This window comes from Streptococcus minor DSM 17118, from assembly GCF_000377005.1.
In the GTDB taxonomy this organism is placed as follows: domain Bacteria; phylum Bacillota; class Bacilli; order Lactobacillales; family Streptococcaceae; genus Streptococcus; species Streptococcus minor.
In genome coordinates this window covers 13,067-30,114 of the sequence record NZ_AQYB01000033.1, presented here as the reverse complement: position 1 = coordinate 30,114, position 17,048 = coordinate 13,067, and the positions used below count along the sequence as shown (strand labels likewise).

The 17,048-nt window shown below is 40.9% G+C and carries 16 protein-coding genes; 1 reads left to right on the top strand and 15 read right to left on the bottom strand.

The features are described 5' to 3' along the window. Nucleotides 1-4: 4 nt before the first annotated feature. The 5 genes from pheS to F602_RS0106455 all read right to left on the bottom strand — a co-directional run bounded on the left by pheS (nt 5) and on the right by F602_RS0106455 (nt 4,156). Nucleotides 5-1,048 carry a phenylalanine--tRNA ligase subunit alpha gene (pheS, locus tag F602_RS0106475; protein WP_018167151.1) on the bottom strand — a complete coding sequence of 348 codons (1,044 nt, stop codon included), beginning with the start codon at nt 1,046-1,048 and terminating at the stop codon, nt 5-7. 518 nt (nt 1,049-1,566) lie between these two features. Further along, complete coding sequence (locus F602_RS0106470) at nt 1,567-2,412, bottom strand: DNA/RNA non-specific endonuclease (RefSeq protein WP_018167150.1); 846 nt, start codon at nt 2,410-2,412, stop codon at nt 1,567-1,569. Nucleotides 2,413-2,438: 26 nt separating this feature from the next. Then, nucleotides 2,439-2,615 carry a DNA-directed RNA polymerase subunit beta gene (locus tag F602_RS0106465; RefSeq protein ID WP_425423265.1) on the bottom strand — a complete coding sequence of 59 codons (177 nt, stop codon included), beginning with the start codon at nt 2,613-2,615 and terminating at the stop codon, nt 2,439-2,441. A 7-nt stretch (nt 2,616-2,622) separates the two neighbouring features. Next, nucleotides 2,623-3,906 (bottom strand): UDP-N-acetylglucosamine 1-carboxyvinyltransferase, encoded by a 1,284-nt coding sequence (gene murA / locus F602_RS0106460; RefSeq protein WP_018167148.1) that lies wholly within the window; start codon nt 3,904-3,906, stop codon nt 2,623-2,625. Nucleotides 3,907-3,925: 19 nt separating this feature from the next. Beyond that, the gene (locus F602_RS0106455) at nt 3,926-4,156 is read right to left on the bottom strand and encodes a DUF1146 family protein (protein ID WP_018167147.1); all 231 of its coding nucleotides are present in this window, start codon (nt 4,154-4,156) and stop codon (nt 3,926-3,928) included. 149 nt (nt 4,157-4,305) lie between these two features. Here F602_RS0106455 and F602_RS0106450 point away from each other — a divergent pair, with 149 nt between their 5' ends. Continuing rightward, nucleotides 4,306-4,632, top strand: coding sequence for a hypothetical protein (locus tag F602_RS0106450; RefSeq protein ID WP_018167146.1), 327 nt, complete (start codon nt 4,306-4,308; stop codon nt 4,630-4,632). Between the two features lie 77 nt (nt 4,633-4,709). Here the strand turns inward: F602_RS0106450 and F602_RS0106445 are convergent, their stop codons facing one another. From F602_RS0106445 to lacC, 10 genes are all read right to left on the bottom strand, one after another. Beyond that, the gene (locus tag F602_RS0106445; RefSeq protein WP_018167145.1) at nt 4,710-5,891 is read right to left on the bottom strand and encodes a TPM domain-containing protein; all 1,182 of its coding nucleotides are present in this window, start codon (nt 5,889-5,891) and stop codon (nt 4,710-4,712) included. A gap of 10 nt (nt 5,892-5,901) precedes the next feature. Continuing rightward, nucleotides 5,902-6,993, bottom strand: coding sequence for a TFIIB-type zinc ribbon-containing protein (locus F602_RS0106440; RefSeq protein WP_018167144.1), 1,092 nt, complete (start codon nt 6,991-6,993; stop codon nt 5,902-5,904). 37 nt (nt 6,994-7,030) lie between these two features. After that, nucleotides 7,031-8,257 (bottom strand): SPFH domain-containing protein, encoded by a 1,227-nt coding sequence (locus F602_RS0106435; RefSeq protein WP_018167143.1) that lies wholly within the window; start codon nt 8,255-8,257, stop codon nt 7,031-7,033. A 182-nt stretch (nt 8,258-8,439) separates the two neighbouring features. Next, a complete protein-coding gene (locus F602_RS0106430) occupies nt 8,440-10,026 on the bottom strand; it encodes a hypothetical protein (RefSeq protein WP_018167142.1) in 1,587 nt (528 codons plus the stop codon). 474 nt (nt 10,027-10,500) lie between these two features. Continuing rightward, a complete protein-coding gene (gene lacG, locus F602_RS0106425) occupies nt 10,501-11,910 on the bottom strand; it encodes a 6-phospho-beta-galactosidase (protein ID WP_018167141.1) in 1,410 nt (469 codons plus the stop codon). Nucleotides 11,911-12,009: 99 nt separating this feature from the next. Continuing rightward, nucleotides 12,010-13,698, bottom strand: coding sequence for a lactose-specific PTS transporter subunit EIIC (locus tag F602_RS0106420; protein ID WP_018167140.1), 1,689 nt, complete (start codon nt 13,696-13,698; stop codon nt 12,010-12,012). Beyond that, on the bottom strand, nt 13,695-14,015 hold the full coding sequence (locus F602_RS0106415) for a PTS lactose/cellobiose transporter subunit IIA (RefSeq protein ID WP_018167139.1): 321 nt from the start codon (nt 14,013-14,015) through the stop codon (nt 13,695-13,697). Before F602_RS0106415 ends, F602_RS0106420 begins: the two co-directional genes overlap by 4 nt. Before the next feature lie 38 nt (nt 14,016-14,053). Then, complete coding sequence (locus tag F602_RS0106410) at nt 14,054-14,887, bottom strand: PRD domain-containing protein (RefSeq protein ID WP_018167138.1); 834 nt, start codon at nt 14,885-14,887, stop codon at nt 14,054-14,056. 233 nt (nt 14,888-15,120) lie between these two features. Beyond that, nucleotides 15,121-16,101, bottom strand: coding sequence for a tagatose-bisphosphate aldolase (lacD, locus tag F602_RS0106405; protein WP_018167137.1), 981 nt, complete (start codon nt 16,099-16,101; stop codon nt 15,121-15,123). A gap of 6 nt (nt 16,102-16,107) precedes the next feature. Continuing rightward, nucleotides 16,108-17,040, bottom strand: coding sequence for a tagatose-6-phosphate kinase (lacC, locus tag F602_RS0106400; RefSeq protein ID WP_018167136.1), 933 nt, complete (start codon nt 17,038-17,040; stop codon nt 16,108-16,110). Nucleotides 17,041-17,048: the final 8 nt, after the last annotated feature.

The following is a 17,048-nucleotide window of genomic DNA, read 5'->3' as shown; positions in this document are numbered from 1 at the left end:
ATGCTTATTTGAATTGCTCCGTAAAGCGGACATCTCCTTGGTAGAAACCGCGGATGTCATTGATACCATAACGTAGCATGGCAATCCGCTCCTGACCAAGACCGAAGGCAAAACCGGAGTATTTTTCAGGATCAACGCCTGACATTTCTAATACTCTTGGGTGCACCATCCCGGCACCTAGAATTTCAATCCAGCCAGTCTTTTTACAAACATTACATCCAGCACCACCACATTTGAAACAGGAAACATCAACCTCAACCGATGGCTCCGTAAATGGGAAATAAGAAGGACGCAGGCGAATCTTTCGTTCTGCTCCAAACATCTTTTGGCTAATCATCTGCAAAGTTCCTTTGAGATCAGCCATAGAGATATTTTCACCAACAACCAGACCTTCGATTTGATGAAACTGATGAGAGTGAGTCGCATCATCCGTATCACGGCGGAAAACTCGCCCTGGTGAGATCATCTTGAGAGGACCTTTTGTAAAATCATGCTGATCCAGCGTTCTAGCCTGAACAGGTGATGTGTGGGTACGTAACAAGATTTCTTCTGTGATGTAAAAAGTATCCTGCATATCTCGGGCTGGGTGATCCTTTGGTAGATTCATTCTCTCAAAGTTATAATAATCTTTCTCTACTTCAAAACCATCCACAATCTGAAAGCCCATACCCAAGAAAATATCTTCAATTTCTTCTGAAGTTTGGGTCAAAATATGACGATTTCCAAGAGAAACCTTGCGGCCAGGAAGGGTCACATCGAGACTTTCAGATTCTAATTTGGCGCGGATTACTGCTGCTTCAACGATTTCGGCCTGTTCTTCAAAAGCCGCAGTCAAAATATCGCGCACTTCATTGACCTGCTTACCTACAACTGGGCGCAAGTCAGATGATAGATCTTTTAGGCCTTTTAAAAGTTCTGTCAATGAACCCTTTTTCCCAAGAACTGCCACGCGCAGATCCTGTAATTCCTTCTTGTGATCACCAGTCATTTCTTTTAACTTGGCCTGAGTTGAACGCTTCAACTCCTCTAATTGTGTTTGTAAATCCATAGATAAGATACAAAGCCCGTAAACGGCATAGTAAAGAGTAAGGAACTCGGTTCTAAGAGTTCTTTATCGTGTTACACAGACGCTAGGGCGTGTTCAGTTACACTAGTTAACCAAACACTCCTTTCATTTATAATCATTTGTTTTGAATAGCATTTCTGAAAATAAAGGTATGTCTCCCTCAAATTGGATTCAGTCAAAGAGCTAGGATGTAGCAACAAATTTACAAATAGCACTTCACTTTTTTTGAGGCAACTCAAAAGAAAAAACGCGCCAATACTCCACATAACTCGGAGCGTTGACACGCGGTACCATCCGTTTTCATCTAGACTAGCCAGACCTTACTTTCTTTGTCCTGATGCGAGTGAATTCAATAAGTTTTCACTGATTGAGCTTGCAGTCTCGGCTCAAATCCCTGGACAGTTTCCACTTACTTACTGGTCTCACAGACTTCTATTCAATTAGATTTATTGTAACAAATTTTAGCTAGCATGACAAGTGTTATAGTATCTCTCAAGCGTCTATTCGTTTACTCTTATTTCCCCAGTTCGGTAATTGATGCTAAGACCGCTTTGGACATTGGGCACAAAGACATTGAACTCTAAAGTGCCATCTGCTGATTTGGCTTCCAAGTGACTGCCGACTGCCAAAAGGTCTTCCTCATGAGCATAAATGAGAGTGACCCGATAACGGATACGTTTATTTTTATCCAGTGCTCTTCTAATTAGACCTTCGTAATAGTTTTGTCCCGTTGACCACTGCTCGTCTGCCTGATTAGACCAGGCCGTTTGGACAGCGATATTTTCAGGATTGCTAGTGGAAGCGTCAAAACCTGACAAACCACCTATAATCGCGTACCCCAAAAGGTGCCCACGATCGACTGCATGGTCATACGGTCCTTGTAAATCATAGACTTGGTGCCAACCTGCTGGTTTCCAATGAGTACTTCCTTGACCCGTCTCATTCCTGTCCTTGTATTGGCGGGTGGACCTAGCTAAAAGAGCATTGGCCTTGGTGGGCACGATTTTTCCATCAACCTTCTTGGTTTGATTACTGGCATAGGGACTGCTTGCCACATCTGCATTAAGATTGGTTTTATTCCCATTGAGAATAAAAGCTCCTGCTCCATTCCACTCGATTTGCTGTCCTAGCTGGGCACGAACGTTTTCAGTCAGGATACTGGTAGCTAATTCCTGGCTAGGAGTCTCCTGATGAGCCTTCGAATCATTGACATAATAAGAAGGCTGACCCAACTGAGGAATTTCTTGAGTCAGTTGAGGAAAGAAATAGGTTCCAACAAGAATCAGACCAGCTACTACTAAACTGAACAAATTGATGCTTTGTTTTTTCATTTTATTTGTAGACATCATTCTCCAAAAAAAGTAGGACTAGCCTACTTTCCAGTAAATTTACTAATAATTTCCTGCCATTTATCAAGAGACAAGATGGACATAGCATTATCTCCATCACCGACCACACTATAGCCCACCATCAGGCCAATAGCAAAAATGATGAAAGCCAAGATTAGGATTAAAAAGACAAATAGGAGTTGTCGTCCTACATATAACATCGTATCTCTATTCATCGTCATCCTCACTATTCACACGTTCAATATCTGCACCAAGAGCGGCCAGCTTTTTATGAAAACGATAGTAACCTCGGTCCAAGTGCGTTAACTTACCAACAGCGGTCTCCCCTTCTGCGACTAAGCCCATCAAGATAAGAGCTGCACTGGCACGTAAATCAGTCGATAGGACCTCTGCTCCTTGCAGTGGATGGCCTCCAGAGATGATAGCGGTATCTCGCAAAATCTCAGAATGCAAATCCATCCGGCGTAGTTCTTCCAAGTGTTGAAAACGATTTTCAAAAACCGTCTCAATCATAGTGGACTCTCCCTTGGCGACGGCCATCAGCGCTGTAAATTGAGCCTGCATATCAGTTGGAAATCCGGGGTGTGGCATTGTCTTAACCATAACCGGTTTCAACTTATCTACCTCAGCACGAACTCGGATACCTTCTTCTTCCTCGGTCACTTCTACTCCCATCTCCATCATCTTGGAAATCAATGGACGATTGTGCTCCCAGATAGCATCCTTAACTAGGACATCTCCACCTGTCATCGCAGCTGCAACCATGAATGTGCCTGCTTCAATCCGATCTTGGACTACTTGATGATTTGCACCATGCAGTTTATCGACACCTTTGATGGTTAGAGTGTCTGTACCAGCACCCTTGATGTTGGCGCCCATCTTGTTTAAAAGGATGGCTAAATCAACAATTTCTGGCTCACGTGCAGCATTTTCAATAACAGTCACACCTTTGGCCAGACTAGCTGCCATCATGAGATTTTGAGTTGCTCCAACACTTGGGAAATCAAGATAGATATGGGCACCTTTTAGGCGTTCAGCTCGGGCTTCGATATAACCAGCCCGCTGGCTAATCTGTGCACCCATTGCCTCCAAACCCCGCAAATGCAAATCAATCGGCCGACTGCCGATAGTGCACCCGCCTGGCATCGAAACACGGGCATACCCATTGCGGGCCAAAATTGGACCCAAAACAACTATGGAAGCTCGCATTTTGTTAACATAACGGTACGGAGCCTTGCTGCCAATCGGATGGCTAGCATCTACTGTGATTTTTTTATTGAGCTTATCAAAAACGACATCAATATCCAATCCCCTTACCACATTGTTCATGGTAAAAACATCTGAGAGAATCGGAACATTAGATAAAGTCGTCTTGCCTTCACTGGCTAAAATGGTAGCTGCCAAGAGTGGTAAGACAGCGTTTTTTGCTCCTTCGATAGTCACTTCACCTGTCAGGCGTGTGTGCCCACCTCTTACAATAATTGTATCCATATTTATCCTTTAGTGCATTTTATTGGGTTAGTAATTCAGAAAAACTACGACCGATGGTCATCAAATCCAAGAAAAAAATAGAAACCAAATAGCCAAGAGCAATGGCTATAAAAAGTACCAGTAATTGGATTTTTTGTTGGTTTTCCGCTGTTCCTTTGAGGAATTTATTCCAGTCAACGACCTTTGTCAATAGCTGATGTGCTATATAAATAAACAAGAGGTGACTGACAAATTTTAAGAATAATATCATATCGGTATTATATCAGAAATTGACTGACATGGCTATTATCAGCCTTTAGATGCATAGGTTTTATCTTTAGAAATTAATATATTATTTTCTTGCATTTGAATGCTTAGGAGCTTATAATAGAACTAGATTACGAAAAAAGGAAGAAAAACATGCAGATTATCACTCTTATTTTATTGGGATTATACGTTGGTATCGTAGTCTTTGCTGCTATTCTAGGCTATATGACTCGCCATATCAGCGGTCGAAACCTAGCATGGACTATTGTTTGGACCAGTTTCATCATCATCTTTGGCTTTGTCTTTGTAACCAAGGACAATCTTTATGCCCTAACTGGTATTGCAGCTGGTCTCTTTGGTTACTCATCCGTTGCCCTTAGAAATGCCCAGTACATGGGGCAAGCACCCCAACTCAAGCACCACCTCACCCGTATAGCTATTCACCTGTTTTTCTTAGCTCTGCTCTATTTCACGAGATAAAAAGAAACTCTCTCTAAATAGTTTTTGGAGAGAGTTTTTATATCAAAAAACGGCCACTTTTGTGTCCGTTTTTTGCTTTAAAATTTTCCACCGCCTCCGCCATGACTTCCTCCTGAAAAAGAACTATGGCTACTGGAGCCTCCACCACCTGTAAAACCACTAGAGCCACTGGTAGATTTAGGTCTAGCTTGCTTGGTAACATTTCTGTACAGAAAGAGGTCCTTGGAATCGGTCAGCTTAAAGCTACCATTTTTCATATACTCTTTCGCATCGGAACGTGGCTGAACGGTGGCTAGCTGCCCTTTGAGTAATGCTGTCACTAACCAGGCTATCACGAAGCCTAGAAGTGCGGATGCTGGTAGCCAGAGGATACTAAGTGGAGCTTTAGGTAAATGATCAATATCATAGGGTTTATCTGTTTTGGCCTGAGACACAAATTCATCCACCAAATCTGCATAGGTATCGAAAGCTAAAAAATAATTCCCTGAACTGAGATGATTTAAAAATTGTTCTGACATGTAGTCTAGACCGGCATCGGTAATGGCATAGATTGCAAATCCTGTGGTGGAAATATGCCAATCTCGCTCTCCTATATTGACAAGGAGCAAAACACCATCCCGACCATCTCCTTGCCCATAGCCATTATAATCAAAAAAGTTATCAGCATAGTCTTGTGGACTTTGCCCATACAAGCTAGGGACTGTCAGAACAACTACATCTAGTTTTTGTCTCTGACTGATCTCATTAAGTTTGTTCAAGAGTTCTGTTTCCTCTTGAGCATCTAACAAATCAGCTTCATCGACAAGAAGGGAGGGTTTTTCAAATCTGGTTTTAACCGTTGTAAGATAAGATTTTGCTCCCATATACCAGTCTGATTCTTTGGCAAAAGAAGTCCAGAGAAGATCTGTGATTTCCAGTCCCAACAGGCTCTCTCCTTGTCCTCCATAATAGAGATGCCATCGGCTTTTATCAGCAGTCACCACGAGCAAAATACCATCTGCATCACCAGCCTCTGACTGATAAAGATCTTTAGCATAACTTTGTAAATCTTCCACATTGGACTCAGCAATGGCAAAATGAGCCTGAAAGTGGTACTTTTGGTCAATGTCAGCAGCCTCTGCCTCTAAGATTTCTTCATCAGAAGCATCTAGATAACCGATAGTATCACGAATATAGCCCGTATCGTCAGCCCATACAGGCAGAGTTACTAGCAAGCAGCATAAGCAGCTCAGGATTAATAAGCATATCTTTTTCACCACAAATCTCCTCCTACTGCATCCAATAAATCAACCAGACAAGACCATACACTAGCAATGTCGTCACCAGTGCTATTGAAATGAAATACCTCCAGTAAGCCCTCTTGTCTAGAGGCAAATCACCCACAAATTTTCCTGTTTGACCATTCATAGCAAAGGTGTATTTTTTCCCCTGCCAACTGGTATTGAGTAACCAAACAGGATAGAGAACATAGAGAGGTTCCTCATTGTTGAGACGAATGCTAGTATTTTCCTTTTGCACACTACCATAACCTTGAACAGTGCTAGCTAGCCTGGTTTCTGTCGATTTACGAATCCGTCGACTCGCCAAATCTAAACTGGCATCTGCTGTTTGATCATATCTATCTGCCAGATAACCTGCTAGATAGGCTGTTTGAAAATCGACTGCTTCTTTAAAGTCAAAGGGTTCAAGAGATTGCATGAGACGGTCATCCAACTTACTGGAGCCATCTACTGGCACTCGCTCATAGGTCATTGTAGCAGAACGTAGGAGAGAATAATGGCTGGTTTCTATATAGTTGTAGTTTGCATCGCTCCAAGTCCTAGATCGAATACCTCTATACTTACCATCAGCGAATACCTCCGCATCAAACAGCCAGAAAGGGACATAAATCCCCTTGACTTCATCAATGTGTTGTTCTTCCTTAAAAATCTTGGGCAATAATCGTTTACCTGATAAATGCTTATTCAGTGCTGCTTTAGCCGCTTTCTTATCCAATTTAAAAGGTAGAACATAATGGGGTTTCAAATCTCCAGCCAAGCGCTCCTTTAAAACAACTGGATTATCACAATAAGGACAGGAAGTGGCTGCTGTCGTATCATCCGCCAGCAACTGGCCACCACAAGACTCACAAGCGTAGACCTTCATCTGGTCCACTTCACCCTCCTGCCATTGATTAGCCTTTGATTTATCCCAACTCAAATCTTCTGAAGCTGGAAAATCTACTAATTGTTCATCTAGCTTTTTGAGACTATCCATTTCAAGCTCTGAGTCACAGTAAGGGCAGAGCATCTTCTGAATAGTAGAATCAAAGGCAATAGCTCCTGAGCAGTTGGGACATTTGTATTCGATTACTTCTGCCATGGTTTCACCCCCTTATCACTGGCAGTCGTAACCCCAACTAGAAGGCTGTACCACATTCTGGACAGAATTTTGGTGGGTTAGAAAGGTCTGGCACCTGCCAGCCACAGTTACTACAAAACTTGGCTATACTAGTTGCTGGTTTAGCTTTACCACAATTGCTACAGAAATTGCCCGAATTATCCATTTGACAATCTGGGCAAATCCAACCACCTGTAGTTGCTTGTGGTGATGCATGTGGTGCGACTTCCTTGGCTTGTCTTTGTCCCATTTCATAGAGAGCCTGAGTATCCACACCTCCAGCTTGTTGCGCCATACCCATACCCATGTAACCCATAAAGGCACCGTTTGGATTTTCAGCAGCGGAACGCATAGCATCTGCCGTAGCGGCAGTCATAGCTGCTCCTGCCATGCTTGCATCGCGATAGATAGCCGCTCCTTGTGCTTGGCGAATCATGTTCTCGTATTCTTCAGTCAAGGTGATTGGATTCATGGCAACGGAAACCACAGAAATTCCCCGCTTTTCAGCCCATTTCTGTGTCAAGACATCATTCATGGCAGCAGAAAGTTCTTCTGCATGAGCAGGCAGGGCACTTGGTCGGACCTGAAGCTCAGAAATTTTTGCCAGAGCTGGTTGCAAAGCACTGATAAATTCTGTTTTGAGCTGGCTGTCGATTTCCTCGCGTCGGTATTCTCGCTCCACATTGCCAGACACATTGGTATAAAAAAGAAGAGGATCTGTAATCCGATAAGAATATAGACCTGAACAACGTAAACTCACATCCAAATCTAGCTTGATATTGTGATCTACAACACGAAAGAGGATGGGACTCGGTGTACCAAATTTATTATCCATCAGCTCCTTAGTATTGAAATAGTAAACCCGCTGATCGGCTGCTACATCCCCACCATAGGTGAACCGCTTGCCAATTTCCTTGAAAGTAGCCATGATAGATTCGCCTAAATGGCCTGAAAATATAGTAGGTGCAATCGAATTATCATAGGTAAATTGCCCCGGTTCGGCACAGACTTCTACCACCTTGCCCTGCTCCACAATCATCATACACTGACCATCAGCTACAATGATACCTGAGCCGTTACTAATGACATTGTCATTGCCTTTGGTATTTGACGAGCGACCTGAAATCGTCTTGGTTCCCTTTGCGACCAAGACATCATTTGATAGGGCATCACAGGAAAAGAACTCTTTCCACTGATCTGCTAAAACACTCCCTAGGGCGCCTGTCCCTGCTTTAATCAATCCCATTTGATACTCCTTTTTCCGATAACACTTGGATAAGTGGCCAGTTATTTCGGAATTGGCTAACCAACCACAAAAACGTTTTCATTTATCTCTATTATACTCTTTTTTTAGGAAAAAATCTGATGCAATGTATAAAAAACTGATTTTTCAAAAAAAGAAGCCTAGTGGCTTCTAAATCTATTTCATTAAATATTGATCCCTGAAATGTCCTTTAAATCCACCTCTGAACCGATAATATAGAACTTGTAGGTGACACTCGAAGAATCCGCTTTATAGGCTCGGAGCCAATCCTCATCCATCTGCAGATAAATGGAATAAGTACCGTAGTTTGATGAAATGGTTCCCATCAGATAATAATCATCGATTCGTTTTTCACCATCGTATGGATCTAGATCTTTCATGCTGGCATATTGACTGGTTAAGTCTTTGATGATCAGCTCCTGGTAGGTACCATAAGCCTCAACAAAAATACTATTATCCGATTCCAGGCTGATAGTCAAGTCATAGTCGTCACCATTCCAGATACCAGAATAAGCCACCTCATAGTCTTCATACAGGATAATTTCTTCACTAAAGTACTTCACTTCTTCTTCCAAATTGTCAGGATAACTATAGTCATCATCCCAGCTATTGTATGGAAAATCAAACCATGAACCAAAATTGAAATAATCTACCTGCCCCTTATCGACTATCATCTTGAAAGCTGCTGGTACATCCTTTGCACCTAGGCGGAAAGGATTGGAAATGTAACCCAGCACTGGGAAGAAATAGATCAGGATTGTCACTGTCAAGAGGGTCTTCATATTAATCTTATTGATAGCCCAAACAAAATAGGCTATTGCAAAGAGTAAGGCATAAGCTGCACCATAGCTAAACTTATGGGCATTGGCAATCAATAAGATGATGAAGAAGACAGGCTGAATGGGGCGAATCTTGTGGTAAATGACTGAAAAGACATCTTCTTTCTTTTCCACCGTTTTGACAAAAAGAGAAACGACAATACTCAGAAGCACAAAGAAGGCACCAATCCCAAATCCGATATCATTGGGCTTGATGATGTAAGATAGGATGGATAAATCCATCACCACCAGCCAAATGGCAGCCATTTTGACAAAATTATCAGTAGCCAAATCTGGTAAAACACGCTTTTTAGCTGGATCAAGGGGATTGAACATTGTATTGGCCTTGATTTCTTCCATCATCTTGGAAGACTCTTCTAGTTTGCTAACAAAGCTGGCTTCGTTCGCCCTCGATTTTTCTAAAAATGTGTAAAGAAAGTATTGAATTCCAAAGATAAGAGCTGTATTTCCCCCATACTCTAGGAAGGAGCCTGCCCAGAGTGAGTTGGCAATGTTGAATACTATGTATATACCGAGTGAGAAAGCGCCTGTCAAGAGTAACTGTTGCCAGCGGAAACGATAGGTAAATTTATCTGTGATATCAGTCTTTAAGAAACTATCCTTCGGATAAAGATACCAGACGATAAAGATAAGTTCAATCGCTTGAACACCGGTTAGCCAACCGAGATAATTGAAACCAAAGATAGCTACAATGACATTCACCAGATAGGACACAATCCCTAAAATCCTTAAAATCGGGCGTTTAGACAAAAGGCCAATAGTCAGTAAGGTTATCGTTGAAAAAACGGAAAATCCGATTCCTTCCTTGTTATCAAACAGAAAAACATTAGCAAAAGCAAATAAGACCAACCCAAAAATCAGATAGACTTGCTTGGCAATATCTACTTTGTTTACTTGTTTCATTTCTTCCATCACAGTCTCCAATCTAGTAGAAATAGCTGATTTTATACTTTCTCTACCATTTATTACTATATTAAGTATACCGTTTTTTAGGCTAATCTTCATTTTTTTTGCCGATCAGTCTGTCACATCGGATGGAATGAACAAAACCACATCTCTGGTATCAATTTTTCACTTTCACAAGTCATCAAGCGGTTATTCTCGTACCTTCTTGTAGAATCTTCCTAGCAATCAGACCTTATACCTTAGTCTCTCGGATTCTCTGGAATTTGCTGAATTCTATACCAATATACTACGTAGAATAGAAATAAAGTAAATCTAATCGGATATCTATCAAAAACTACTCTACTCCACACTAAAAAGCCTTGAAAACAAGGCTTTTCTTTCTCTCATTTTTCTGGGATTTCGGAAAGTTCCTAAATAAAAAATATGTTCGATGTATCTAAGTGTTTATGATGCTGCAGATAGCTCATATTTTCTCCATCGCTAGTCATCAATGATTTGGGTTTCTGCAACTTTCTTATACCAGTGAGCTGATTTTTTAGGATAACGCTCTTGGGTTTCAAAGTCTACATAAAAGAGACCATAGCGTTTCTCATAACCATTGGACCATGAAAAGACATCCATCAGTGACCATATAAAGTAACCTTTGACATTCGCTCCATCAGCAATGGCATCGGAAATAACTTCTAAATGTTTCTTCACATAATCAATACGAGCATCATCATAAACAGTGCCGTCTACAAACTGATCCTTATAACCAAGCCCGTTTTCAGTGATGTAGATTTTCTTATAATTAGGATAATCTGCTTTCACACGCATAATTTGATCATAGAGCCCTTGAGGGTAAATAATCCAGTCCCAATCTGTTTTTGGAATATTTACTGGGGCCTCTCTGCGACCAACACCCTTGATTTGGTATTTGGAGCTTCCTTTTTCACCCGTACCATTATGGATGATTTCTGTCTCACCCTCACATGCACGCATCCAATCACTCATGTAATAGTTAATACCTAAGAAATCATTGAGGTCTTTTGCTGCTTCAAGAATAGCAAAATCTTCTTCACGAAGGTCTAATTCACCACCATTTACTGCCAGAATATGTTGAACCCCTGCCATTGTTTCTTCAGAATAGTGTCCAAGATAAGTAGCATCCAAAATAAACCGATTATGAATAATATCTTCTAATTCTGCTGCACGAACATCCGATGGATTAGCAGGGTCATAAGGGTACTTGGTTGGGAGTGCATGGACCACACCAATTTCTCCTTTATATCCCTTATCCTTGTATAGCTTAACAGCACGAGCATGTGACACCATCATATTGTGATGGGATTGGAAAACTTTTGCCAAATTGTACTGAATCCCAGGAGGAAATTTACCAACAAGGTACTGACCATCACCGATAGGGCCGATTTCATTGAAAGTTGTCCAATAATTGACTTCAGGAAATTCTTCAAAACAAAAAGCAGCGTAAGCAACAAAATGATCAATATTCTCACGATTTAAAAAGTCACCATTTGAATGAAGAACTTCTGGAGTATCAAAATGATGCAGTGTAACAAATGGCTCAACACCACGTTTATGGCATTCTGCAAATAATTTGTGATAATACTCTACACCCTTGCGGTTCACATCACCATAACCTGTCGGAAATATCCGTGACCAGGCTATCGAAATCCGAATACCATTGACACCATATTCTTCCGCTAACTGCAAGTCAACTGGATAGCGATTGTAAAAATCACTTGCAGGCTCAGCGGTATACCAATAATTATCTTCTAAATATTTATCCCAAGCAACTGGACCTTTGCCATCTGTTTTTGTAGCCCCTTCTGCTTGATAGGCAGCTGTTGCACCACCAAAAATAAAATCTTTTGGTAAAGTTTTAGTCATGTTGATACCTCTTTCATGTGAGAAAAAAGAAAGGGAAGAGTTGATTACTCTGGGATAAACCTCTCCGTTAATCTCACCATTCCCTTACATTTTAAAATACTAGCCTTCGATTTGTTTGGTCACAAAGTCTAGGGCTCCTTGACCGTCACGAGTCAATCCAATATATTGCGCACCTTCTGTTTTAGCCAACTTGATACCAAGTGCATCTGTTTCTAATTTCATATCTTCATAGTTAGAAGCCACTTGAGGTGCCAAGATAACCAGTTGATATTGTGGCAAGATTTCACGGTGAGCACCATAGCTACCAGCAGTTGCTGTAACAGGTACGCCGTATTCCTTAGCCGCCTTATTCAGGGCATTTGCTAAAAGGCCACTTGTACCGCCACCAGCACAGAGTACAAGGACATTGGTTTGCTCTTTGATTTCTTTAGTTGAAATACCTGCATTTTCAAGAATTGCATCAGCTTTTGCTGTATTGAAGTTGGCAGCAACCTTTTCTTTCAAGCTATCTGAAGCTTTTCCTGACCGCTCCTCTTCGAGAATTTGTTGATCATAAACCTTTAAGAATGGGTAATAAATGGCAACATCCACAACAATAAGGGTAACAGCCAAAACGAAAGCCATTGGAGCAAAACCTGTTCCCATGACGATACCAAGAGGTCCTGGCGTTGTCCAAGGAAGATTGGCAATAAAGCTATTCATACCTAACACTTCAACAAAGAACTTGAAAATCCAGACATTGGCAATCGGTGCGAAAACAAACGGGATGAAGAAGATAGGATTTAAGACAAGCGGTGCACCAAATAAAATTGGTTCATTTACACCAAAGAATGTTGGTACCACTGAGGCTCTTCCGATAGCCTGATTTCGTTTTGATTTGGTCAACCACATAAACATGAATGGAACAACTAAGGTCGCTCCTGTACCACCCATTGTGACAATGAACATCTGTGTTCCAGAAGTAATGATTTTATCAGCATGCTGACCAGCACTCACAAGAGCGAAGTTGGTATCAATATTAGCATAGAGAATCGCTGCAATAGCTGGTTCTACGATAGAAGGACCATGGATGCCGACAAACCAGAACAAGGCGTAAGCACCAAAAATAATTGTAATACCAACATATCCTTCAGCAGCGCTAAAGAGAGGAGCAAAGGCCTTGGAAATAGACTCTGCAACACTTACGCCTACAGTGCTACGAACAAGAATATCTAGTGCGTATAAGCTTAAAATTGAAAATGCAAATGGGAAGATATCCTTAAACGCCTGTGCAATATTTGGTGGTACTTCTTCAGGCATGCGAATCGTCACATTGTTTTTGATAAAGAATTTATAAACATTAACCGAAACAAATGCTGCCAGAAAAGCGGATAAAAGACCTTTTGTGCCCAAGAACCCTGCACCAAAACCACCTTCAATTTGATCTGACGCTAGTAATAAGAAACCACAGATTGAAGCCAGCATCGTTGATAGATAGTTGATTTGTTTCGTACTTTCCATTTGACGATTGACTGAATCTGTTAAGGATTTAGCTGTCGTCCCTGCAACTAAAACAGCTATGATACCCATGGTATAACCAAAGGGTTTCATAATCATACCGACGATTTCGTCAGGCCATGAGAATCCAAAAATATTTGGAACAAAGGCGATTAAAAGGAAAATACTAGAAAATAGGATAACCGGCATGCTGGCGATAAAGCCGTCACGGATGGCACGCAAGTAAATATTGCGTGAGAGTTTTTCAAAAAATGGTTTCCCTTTTTCAATTTGAGCAATGAGCTTATTCATTCGTTTGTACCTCTCTTATATAGTTCAATCATATGTTTCATCATATCCTTCAACAGAAGGGTTGTCATTAAGTGGTCTTGTCCATGCATCAAAGTCACACTAAATGCCAAGTCTTCACCAGCCGCTTCTTTTTGAAGAAGACTTGTTTGAGCATGATGGGCTTCTACGATACTTGAATTGGCTGATTCGACCAATGCTTCAGCTTTTTCAAATTCGCCATTTTGTGCTGCTTTTAAAGCATCTAGTAATTTTGAGCGTGCTTCACCCGCATAAGATACAATTTCAAATCCTAAGAGGGTAATTTCTTCTCTATTCATTTATGTTCTCCTTTATTATTTATTGATTATTTGGATAGTTAAAGCAATCGTTGCACATGAAGTACAATATAGAATTTCTCACTTTCATGGATAGCACGACCAGTCTCTGTGGCGATGATTTGATAGATTTTATCTCCTACATCGTAAGCTTCTGGATAGGCTGTCTGGATATGTTTCTTCATATCCAAAAGAGGGCCATTGTCATTTGGACTTCTATCCAGATATTGTAAAAAATAAGTCAAATGAATCATTAAGCGATCGTAGAAATTGCTATTATCTTTTGTTCGCCTAATACCCAATCGCTCTAGCTCCTCTTGAACTTTTGATAAGACCGAGCGTGTCAAATCTGCTTTGGGTGATGTTTCAATAGCAGTGACCCCCTTGGCATTGATAAAATGCAAGGCGATTCTTCCTATTTCATCATCTGGCAAATCATTTAGGAGTTTCTGACGAAATATGGCTAAAGCTTCCTTGGCTATCACGTACTCTATGCTGTATTCTTGTGAAATATTTGGTAACTTACTCACTTGGTAATTATCCTCGAGTACTGCCTTATAAGCACAATGAATGTGGTCTGTTAGAGTGACATAGAGATATTCTTGAACAGGATATTCATACTTACGGGATAAGGTTTCAATCACGTCATAAGTAACTGTAATAAAGTCAAGCGGTACATCCTTCAGCAAGGTCATGAAGTTTTCCTGTGACTCCGTGCTCTTCAAAGAGAAGACTTTTTCGATCTTATCAGCAACAATAAGGTCTCCTTTTTTCTTTTGAAACGTAACTCCTAGTCCCATGACAACAAACTGTTGACCATGCTCATCTTTTACTAAAGCGACATTATTATTGAGCGCTTGTAAAACACGGTACATTCATTACCTCCTCCTCTTGTTTGTCATTGGATAGAAAAAGAGACCACAAACAAACTTAGGATAGCCTTTTCTTATCCACCATTCATTTGTAGTCTCGCCTATTCGCAATAGTTACGATCTACCCATATTTAATTGATACACTTATTGTAGCATAGGAATTTCAATTTGTAAACCCTTTCTGTTTAAAAAAATAACATTTTTTAGAAATTGTTTACTTTATGTTTTTATTTTGTTTAAATACGCTCTGTCCAAGGTGTTGCAGTCTCTTTTAGCACCTTGTTTAACTCATCGATATTTTGAAAACCAGTTGTACGCAACCAGTGACGAGCAGCCTCTTCACCTTGTTCAATATAGTCCTTAACACTACCTGCCCAAGTCGCACGCCCACAAAGTACACCGTTGAAATTTGCGCCAGATTCTTTGGCAAAAACTAATGTCTCTTGGAACAATTTAGCAGACACCCCTGCACTGAGGTAGATATATGGAAGATGAGTGGCCTCATCCTGCTGTTTGAAATACGAAGCAGCCTCTTTCTTGGTATACACGATTTCATCTTGTCCGTAGCCTTCTACAAAGTTCATATTCACTGGCACTTCGACTTTCAAGACATCAATGCCAAAACGCTCGTCTGAAAATACTTTCATAGCCTCGATAACCTTATTTGGCTTAACTTTAGCATATTCTGCACTCGAAGCATCTGCAATCGTTTCATCATAGGCTAAAATTTCAAGATAAAATGGAATATCTTCAGCTGTACATTCTGACCCAATGCGTTCAATATAGGCTTGCTTTTGACGATTTGTAGCTTCATCGCTATCAACATCATAATAAAGGAGGAACTTAATGGCATCCGCCCCTTCTTCTTTCAGGCGTTTCACAGACCAGTCGTCTAAGCAATCTGGTAAACGTTTTGTGCTAGTGGTATCATAACCTGTTTTTTCATAAGCTAGTAGTAAGCCAGCATCTTTATGAAGGACTTTGGTGGCTGGCAAACCATATTCTGGATCCAACAGCATAGAAGAAGCAAATGGTGTCAACTCCTCAGAGACCAATACTTTTAACTCTTCCATTTGAGCAACTGTTGGTTCATCTGTTTGGTGTTGAGCCATCAAGCGTTTTAAGGCTCCACGTTGGTCAAATGCTAGAGCTGAAATAATGCCATTTTCATCACTCAATTTTTCCATATAAAGACGCTTTTGTTCTGTTAATACCATGTTTGTTTATACCTCTTCTACTTTTATTTGTTCAACTAATGAAGAATAGTTCGCCATGTTGACAAGACCTGTCTGTTTTTCTTGGGCATTCAACATCCCCAAACAGTTTGCTTTCTTCAATAGATTTTCATCCGATTCAGCATGGAATAATGCAGATGTAATACCGGCGACGGTGGAATCTCCAGAACCAACTGGATTCACAACTTCAATCTTTGGAATGCTGACCTTGTAGTATGTATCCTTATGTTTTGCAAAAGCACCTTTTGAACCAAGGGAGACAATCACCCACTCAATACCATCAAACAACTCTTGACTCAAGGCTGTTTTTAAGGCTTCACTATTAGCGGTTACTTCCATATCTAGAAGTTGTGACAACTCTTCTGTATTGGGCTTAATCACAGTCGGTTTAGTTTGGCTCTTCAATACCTCCATGAGAGCAGCTCCTGAACAATCCAACACCACAGGTTTTTGGTATTTTGCACATACTTCAATCATCTTCGCATAAAAGTCTACTGGCAAGCCTTTTGGCAAGCTTCCTGACACTGCGATAATGCTCACTTGTTTGACCAAGTTTTCAAAGTGTTCTAAGAAAGCTTTTCCTTCCTCGTCAGAAATGGTGGGCCCTGATTCCAAGATTTCTGTTTGTTGACCTTCATGCAAAACAGCTATGCAGTTTCTCGTTTCTCCCGAAATGGGGGAAAAATCATGCTGGATAGAAGCCTTATCCAACTCTTGCTGAATAAACTCTCCCAACTTTCCACCTAAAAGTCCAGTAGCCATCACCTGATCCCCCACTTGGGAAAGAACACGGGTGACATTCAAACCTTTTCCACCTGGTGTTTTATGTGTTTCAACAACCCGGTTTACAGTATCTAGATGGAAGACATCCAGTTGATAGGCAATATCGACCGACGGATTCATTGTGACAGTCAAAATCATCTTGCACC

Bases quoted from the DNA above. Each gene is read 5' to 3' on its own strand.
- pheS (WP_018167151.1), bottom strand. From the start codon at position 1,048: ATGGATTTACAAACACAATTAGAGGAGTTGAAGCGTTCAACTCAGGCC.
- F602_RS0106470 (WP_018167150.1), bottom strand. From the start codon at position 2,412: ATGTCTACAAATAAAATGAAAAAACAAAGCATCAATTTGTTCAGTTTA.
- F602_RS0106465 (WP_425423265.1), bottom strand. From the start codon at position 2,615: ATGTTATATGTAGGACGACAACTCCTATTTGTCTTTTTAATCCTAATC.
- murA (WP_018167148.1), bottom strand. From the start codon at position 3,906: ATGGATACAATTATTGTAAGAGGTGGGCACACACGCCTGACAGGTGAA.
- F602_RS0106455 (WP_018167147.1), bottom strand. From the start codon at position 4,156: ATGATATTATTCTTAAAATTTGTCAGTCACCTCTTGTTTATTTATATA.
- F602_RS0106450 (WP_018167146.1), top strand. From the start codon at position 4,306: ATGCAGATTATCACTCTTATTTTATTGGGATTATACGTTGGTATCGTA.
- F602_RS0106440 (WP_018167144.1), bottom strand. From the start codon at position 6,993: ATGGCAGAAGTAATCGAATACAAATGTCCCAACTGCTCAGGAGCTATT.
- F602_RS0106435 (WP_018167143.1), bottom strand. From the start codon at position 8,257: ATGGGATTGATTAAAGCAGGGACAGGCGCCCTAGGGAGTGTTTTAGCA.
- F602_RS0106430 (WP_018167142.1), bottom strand. From the start codon at position 10,026: ATGGAAGAAATGAAACAAGTAAACAAAGTAGATATTGCCAAGCAAGTC.
- lacG (WP_018167141.1), bottom strand. From the start codon at position 11,910: ATGACTAAAACTTTACCAAAAGATTTTATTTTTGGTGGTGCAACAGCT.
- F602_RS0106420 (WP_018167140.1), bottom strand. From the start codon at position 13,698: ATGAATAAGCTCATTGCTCAAATTGAAAAAGGGAAACCATTTTTTGAA.
- F602_RS0106415 (WP_018167139.1), bottom strand. From the start codon at position 14,015: ATGAATAGAGAAGAAATTACCCTCTTAGGATTTGAAATTGTATCTTAT.
- F602_RS0106410 (WP_018167138.1), bottom strand. From the start codon at position 14,887: ATGTACCGTGTTTTACAAGCGCTCAATAATAATGTCGCTTTAGTAAAA.
- lacD (WP_018167137.1), bottom strand. From the start codon at position 16,101: ATGGTATTAACAGAACAAAAGCGTCTTTATATGGAAAAATTGAGTGAT.
- lacC (WP_018167136.1), bottom strand. From the start codon at position 17,040: ATGATTTTGACTGTCACAATGAATCCGTCGGTCGATATTGCCTATCAA.